General features: G+C 48.5%; 7 protein-coding genes and 1 riboswitch. Of the genes, 5 read left to right on the plus strand and 2 right to left on the minus strand.

Going from position 1 to position 6,170, the window contains the following annotated elements; all coding sequences use genetic code 11:
- Positions 1–4: 4 nt before the first annotated feature.
- Both Selli1_RS01205 and Selli1_RS01210 read right to left on the minus strand, forming a co-directional pair.
- Positions 5–649 carry an ECF transporter S component gene (locus tag Selli1_RS01205; protein ID WP_155200584.1) on the minus strand — a complete coding sequence of 215 codons (645 nt, stop codon included), beginning with the start codon at positions 647–649 and terminating at the stop codon, positions 5–7.
- A gap of 94 nt (positions 650–743) precedes the next feature.
- Positions 744–892: riboswitch (FMN riboswitch) on the minus strand.
- Between the two features lie 97 nt (positions 893–989).
- Positions 990–1,790 (minus strand): helix-turn-helix domain-containing protein, encoded by an 801-nt coding sequence (locus Selli1_RS01210; protein WP_155200585.1) that lies wholly within the window; start codon positions 1,788–1,790, stop codon positions 990–992.
- 330 nt (positions 1,791–2,120) lie between these two features.
- Here Selli1_RS01210 and Selli1_RS01215 point away from each other — a divergent pair, with 330 nt between their 5' ends.
- The 5 genes from Selli1_RS01215 (at position 2,121) to Selli1_RS01235 (ending at position 5,973) form a co-directional block, all read left to right on the plus strand.
- Complete coding sequence (locus tag Selli1_RS01215) at positions 2,121–2,534, plus strand: cysteine-rich VLP domain-containing protein (RefSeq protein WP_155200586.1); 414 nt, start codon at positions 2,121–2,123, stop codon at positions 2,532–2,534.
- A gap of 111 nt (positions 2,535–2,645) precedes the next feature.
- Positions 2,646–3,041 carry a replication initiator protein A gene (locus Selli1_RS01220; protein WP_155200587.1) on the plus strand — a complete coding sequence of 132 codons (396 nt, stop codon included), beginning with the start codon at positions 2,646–2,648 and terminating at the stop codon, positions 3,039–3,041.
- Between the two features lie 188 nt (positions 3,042–3,229).
- Positions 3,230–4,171, plus strand: coding sequence for a MobV family relaxase (gene mobV, locus Selli1_RS01225; RefSeq protein ID WP_155200588.1), 942 nt, complete (start codon positions 3,230–3,232; stop codon positions 4,169–4,171).
- Positions 4,172–4,211: 40 nt separating this feature from the next.
- Positions 4,212–4,367 (plus strand): hypothetical protein, encoded by a 156-nt coding sequence (locus Selli1_RS01230; protein WP_155200589.1) that lies wholly within the window; start codon positions 4,212–4,214, stop codon positions 4,365–4,367.
- 94 nt (positions 4,368–4,461) lie between these two features.
- Positions 4,462–5,973, plus strand: coding sequence for a recombinase family protein (locus Selli1_RS01235; RefSeq protein WP_155200590.1), 1,512 nt, complete (start codon positions 4,462–4,464; stop codon positions 5,971–5,973).
- The last annotated feature ends 197 nt before the right edge of the window (positions 5,974–6,170 follow it).

Genomic DNA, 6,170 nt, shown 5'->3' on the forward strand with positions numbered 1-6,170 from the left:
ATCCTCAAATTAGACCATTCATAGACAGCACAATCAAAATACAAGTCACAATTATCATTGTGAAAATAAGATATAGTCCGATAGGCTTATTATTCTTTTTCACATTCTCGCTTTCAATAAATCCGCTTTTTCGCAAAGCGGTTACTACTGGTTTATACAGGAAAAATGTAATACTGGCGTTTAGTCCGGCTTTTAGTAAGTTGAACGGCAAAAATGCAGGCAAGAGCAATTTTGCGACTGCTTCACGGGGATAGCCCATATAAAGCGGTGTTATTAAATAGTTCCACAAAAGCATAATTGCAACCATAGCCATACTTCCTAAAATCAATCCTAACAATGCTCCATGTAAGGTGTGTCTTTTTTTGTAAATAAAGGCTGCGGTACAGGCAAAAGAGCAGGTAGATACAATATTCATAATGCAACCCAAAATACCAGTATCGCTAACCGTCATCATTTCGATAAAAGACACGATTACTGACGCAATACAAGATGTCAATGGCCCCCAGATTAGCCCGCCCAAAGTAATTACAACATCTTTAGGGTCATATTTGAGAAACAAAACAATCGGTATTCTTCCTACTGCCATAACCACATAAGCGATTGCACAAAGCATAGCAACGGTTGTCATTTTTTTAGTTTTGTTGTTCATTTTAGATTTCCTCCATATTCAAAATTAGCACCTGAAAGGAACTGTCTTTCAGGTGCTAACAATGGCATAATTCAATAATGATTTTTGCAATATTAGTCATCTTCTTTTATCCAGACTTTACTGTTGGTTTTGGAATTGCACCAAATCATGCGCTTAACGCTCGCGGACTTTAACCGCCAATCGGGAATTCTTGCTTATGAACTGATACTGTTACATAAGAGTCACCCTGCCCCGAAGACATTTATATTCAGTTGCACATATAAGTATAGCCTTGCCATTTCTAATTGGCAATAAAATGAAGGCATTTCGGAAACAATTCGGAAATCTAAAATGAAAAATATTACTTTCCCGCCTGCTCAATCATCTTCTTCATCAACTGCTGGAATTGTTCGCTTGTTTCCTCGTCCAGCGGCATGACCTTTTCAAGCTGTTCCGCAACCAACGCCGTCACATCATCAATGGTATGTAATTCCTGCTTCTGCTCCTGTGCAGCGTTCTGAATATTTTGAAACATGGCGGCGGTCACTGGTTCTTCCGGCGGCTCCCCGCTGTCTATATCGCCTTTTATGTCCCGCAGGATAGACATAAATACATTCTTGATTTTCTCAATCTCTGCTTCATGCTCCCCCAGCTTTTGAACGTTCATAAACTGTATATCCTGTCTTGCTTCCGCCCGGTATTCCGGGCGGTCTTTCATTAAATTGGACAGCGAAGATGTTGCCATTTCGATTACCTGGTTTCGTGCCATAACGCCCCTTGCCGCTGTGTCCTGAAAATAAATATGTATCAAGCTTATCAGGCGTGGGAAATTCTTATGTTCTAACAAGCGGTTGAGAATTTCCACATCTACCATTCCCGTCACAAGCCCCCGGACTGCTCCCTCGGACAAGCCCAATTCCGATATGTCATAACTCTTTTGGACGCTCACCGTTGACAAGCCCAGAATATAATCCGTTGACACTCTAAATTCTTTCGCAATGCCTATGAGAATATCACTGCTGACCGTCTTAGTTTCCCCGCTGACAATCCGGCTCAACTGAGAGGGGGAAATCCCTATTTTCTTTGCCAGTTCCTTTTGCGGGATATGCCGCCCGTTGCAAAGGTCTGAAATCCGCTGTCCGGGTGTTCCGGGTAAAGCCATAGATACGCACCTCCTCCGTATGTTTCCATTATACAGGATAATTGCAGAAATGCAATTTCAAAAGTATAGACTTTGGGAAAATGCAATTCTCGCAACAATCCGGGATTTGCATTTTTTTCTGATAAACTGGATTTACGAACGTTCGGAACAGCACCTTGAAAACAGAATGACCGTCCGAAAAGGAATACCCCGGCAGGGGAAGCACCGCAACGAGCCACTTCGGGACAAAATGTCCCGAAGTCCGGGGAGCGTGCCAACGCCGGAACACGCCGCAGGAATGGGGCAGGAAGCCTTTTCGGGGAGAACGGCAACAGAGAAACGGAGGAACACATGAAAGAAAATTCATACAGACGATTGCCGCCCATAGAGCGCAAGCCGGACGGCTCTCTCTACCGCATGACCCCGGCGCAGAGGAAACAGACAAACGCCCTTATCCGCCGGGAGTGCTGCTGTTATGAGGGCGGGGACTGTATCGCCCTTGATGACGGGGACAGCCATACCTGCCCGCAGACGGTTTCTTTCTCGGTCTGCTGTAAGTGGTTCCGCTGGGCGGTCTTGCCGCTGGACGGGACACTGGAAGCGGAGATTTTCCGAGATAAGGACTTGAAACGCTGTGCGGTCTGCGGCGGCGTGTTCGTCCCCAAATCCAACCGGGCAAAATACTGCCCGGACTGTGCCGCCAGCGTTCACAGGCGGCAGAAAGCGGAAAGTGAACGGAAAAGGAGGTCGAGCGTGGACAATTAGGCGGGAAAAAAGTCTTGATATACAAGCCTTCCAGAAGGCAGAACCGGGGCAGGTCATATAAAATATCGTCTGCCCCCGGAAATGCCGTTCTAACTGTCCACAAAGCACACTATGACAAACACGATTTACATTCATCAGCCAGAGAAATCGGTCAGCTTCACCCGGCTCCCTAATTTTCTCTTTGAAGCCCCTACATTCATAGCTTTGTCCAACGAAGCAAAGCTGCTGTACGCCTTTATCCTGCGCCGGACAGAGTTATCCCGCAAGAACGGCTGGGCGGACGAATACGGGCGCATTTTCCTGTATTACCCAATCTGCGAGGTGGTCGCTCTGCTCCGCTGCGGGCGGCAGAAAGCGGTGAATACCCTGCGTGAGTTGCAATATGCGGGACTTGTGGAGATACAGAAACAGGGCTGTGGAAAACCCAACCGTATCTACCCAAAATCCTATGAAGCGGTTTCAAACACCGACTTCAAGAAATCTGGTTCTGGTACGCCGGAGGGCTGAAATCTGTACTCATGGAGTACGATAATCAATCTTCTTGAAGTACGAAAACCGGACGGTATATAGAAATACAGAGATTAAAATGATTTATTGATATCCATTCCATTCCAATCCTATCAGAGATAATTCCGGCGGGATTTTCCTGTGGAAAAGTCCCGGATAGGAAAGGAAGGGAATGGGGAAAGGAGTTTATGGCACAGCACGCAATTTTGCGATTTGAAAAGCATAAGGGCAACCCGGCAAGACCGCTGGAAGCTCACCACGAACGGCAGAAAGACCAGTACGCCAGCAATCCCGACATTGACACCAGCCGGAGCAAATACAATTTTCACATTGTCAAGCCGGAGGGCAGATACTACCATTTCATTCAAAACCGTATCGAACAGGCGGGGTGCAGGACACGCAAAGACAGCACCCGGTTTGTGGATACGCTTATCACCGCCAGCCCGGAGTTTTTCAAGAAGAAATCCCCAAAGGAGATACAGGCGTTTTTCCAGCGGGCGGCAGATTTCCTCATTGACCGGGTAGGACGGGAAAATATCGTTTCGGCGGTGGTACACATGGACGAGAAAACGCCCCACCTGCATTTGACTTTTGTTCCGCTGACAAAGGACAACCGCCTGTGCGCCAAAGAAATCATAGGCAACCGGGCAAATTTGACAAAGTGGCAGGACGATTTTCACACTTACATGGTGGAGAAATATCCCAACTTGGAGCGTGGGGAGAGCGCCAGCAAGACGGGGCGGAAGCATATCCCTACCCGGCTGTTCAAACAGGCGGTCAATCTCTCCAAACAGGCAAGGGCGATTGAAGCGGCTCTTGACGGAATTAACCCGCTGAACGCCGGAAAGAAGAAAGAGGAAGCCCTCTCCATGCTGAAGAAGTGGTTTCCGCAAATGGAGAACTTCTCCGGGCAGTTGAAGAAATATAAGGTCACGATAAATGACCTTTTGGAAGAAAATCAAAAGCTGGAAGCGAGAGCCAGAGCCAGCGAAAGCGGCAAGATGAAAGACCGCATGGAACGGGCGAAGCTGGAAAGCGAATTGCAGAATATCCAACGGCTGGTAGACCGTATTCCTCCGGAAGTGCTGGCGGAGGTAAAGCGACAGCCTTATCACGGAAAGGAAAGGTGATTTTATAAGTAATATCAGATATAAAAAGGAAACAGAAATCGTGACTTTTCAGGGAAAGGAAATCACGCTGGAAAATCTCTCCCCGGTGTTCACGCCGGAGCAGGAAGCGGCGAAACGCCGGGAGTTGGAGCAGCAGCTTTATGAGGTGTTCCGCAAGTATGCCGATAAGCGGCAGAGCGAGGAAGCCGGGGAATAAGGTTTCCCAAAGCCACCGTTGATTTGCGGGGCTGCTGGCGGTATAATATAGGTGTCAGCAGCTCCGTTTCTTTTTGAAGAAAAGGAGCGACAATATGAACAACAGAATAGACGCAATCTATGCAAGACAGTCGGTGGACAAAAAGGACAGTATCTCCATTGAAAGCCAGATTGAATTTTGCAAATACGAGTTGAAAGGCGGTAACTGCAAGGAATACACAGACAAAGGGTACAGCGGCAAGAACACAGACCGTCCGAAGTTTCAAGAACTGGTGCGGGACATCAAGCGGGGCTTGATTGCAAAGGTCGTGGTTTACAAGCTTGACCGTATCAGCCGTTCCATTCTGGATTTCGCAAACATGATGGAACTGTTCCAGCAGTACAATGTGGAGTTTGTGTCCTCTACGGAGAAGTTTGACACCTCCACCCCAATGGGGCGGGCTATGCTGAATATCTGTATCGTGTTCGCCCAGCTTGAACGGGAAACGATACAGAAGCGGGTGACAGACGCTTACTATTCCCGCAGTCAGCGGGGCTTCAAAATGGGCGGCAAGGCTCCCTACGGCTTCCACACCGAGCCTATCAAAATGGACGGCATCAACACAAAGAAGCTGGTGGTAAACCCGGAGGAAGCGGCGAATATCCGGCTCATGTTTGAAATGTACGCCCAGCCCACAACCTCCTACGGGGACATTACCCGGTACTTTGCCGAACAGGGGATTTTGTTCAACGGCAAAGAACTGATACGCCCCACGCTGGCGCAGATGTTACGCAATCCCGTCTATGTGCAGGCAGACCTTGATGTGTACGAGTTTTTCAAAAGTCAAGGGACAGCCATTGTCAATGACGCTGCCGATTTTACGGGCATGAACGGGTGCTATCTGTATCAGGGGCGAGATGTGAAGCCCAGCAAAAAGAACGACTTGAAAGACCAAATGCTGGTGCTAGCTCCCCATGAGGGCATTGTTCCGGCTGATGTGTGGCTGACCTGCCGCAAGAAGCTGATGAACAACATGAAAATCCAGTCTGCCCGGAAAGCCACCCACACATGGCTGGCGGGAAAAATCAAGTGCGGGAACTGCGGATATGCCCTTATGAGTATTAACAACCCGGTGGGCAAGCAATATCTCCGCTGCACAAAACGGCTGGATAACAAGAGTTGTCCGGGCTGTGGGAAAATCGTCACAACGGAACTGGAAGCGGTGATTTACCAGCAAATGGTGAAGAAGCTGGAACATCACAAGACGCTTACGGGCAGGAAGAAAGCGGCAAAGGCAAACCCGAAAATCGCCGCCCTGCAAGTAGAACTTCTCCATGTGGACAGCGAGATTGAAAAGCTGTTAGACAGTCTGACGGGCGCAAACAATGTGCTGCTCTCCTATGTGAATGTGAAGATAGCGGAACTGGACGGACGCAAGCAGGAACTTCTGGCAAGGATAGCGGAACTGACGGTGGAAGCTATCAGCCCGGAACAGGTCAAAGAAATCTCCGGCTATCTGGACACATGGAACGAAGTGGACTTTGACGATAAGCGGCGGGTGGTGGATTTAATGCTCACTACCATAGCCGCCACAAGCGACAGCTTGAACATTACATGGAAAATCTGACGGGCGGCATACCTCCCGTCAGATACCTCCCCTGTGTAGTCCCTTGTAAACTGTACTTTCCTGTTAATTCAAACCATGACCACCCGTCCAACGGGTGGTTTGCACTGAGGCTATAAGCCTCTACTACTGGCCAGCGCCTAAAGACGCTGGCTTTCACTTTGTTCAAGCCATCTTGCCTTTGCCTCTTTTGCTACCCC

It is taken from the genome of Sellimonas catena (assembly GCF_027924685.1).
GTDB classification, from domain to species: Bacteria; Bacillota; Clostridia; order Lachnospirales; family Lachnospiraceae; genus Sellimonas; species Sellimonas catena.

Bases quoted from the DNA above. Each gene is read 5' to 3' on its own strand.
- Selli1_RS01205 (WP_155200584.1), bottom strand. From the start codon at position 649: ATGAACAACAAAACTAAAAAAATGACAACCGTTGCTATGCTTTGTGCA.
- Selli1_RS01210 (WP_155200585.1), bottom strand. From the start codon at position 1,790: ATGGCTTTACCCGGAACACCCGGACAGCGGATTTCAGACCTTTGCAAC.
- Selli1_RS01215 (WP_155200586.1), top strand. From the start codon at position 2,121: ATGAAAGAAAATTCATACAGACGATTGCCGCCCATAGAGCGCAAGCCG.
- Selli1_RS01220 (WP_155200587.1), top strand. From the start codon at position 2,646: ATGACAAACACGATTTACATTCATCAGCCAGAGAAATCGGTCAGCTTC.
- mobV (WP_155200588.1), top strand. From the start codon at position 3,230: ATGGCACAGCACGCAATTTTGCGATTTGAAAAGCATAAGGGCAACCCG.
- Selli1_RS01235 (WP_155200590.1), top strand. From the start codon at position 4,462: ATGAACAACAGAATAGACGCAATCTATGCAAGACAGTCGGTGGACAAA.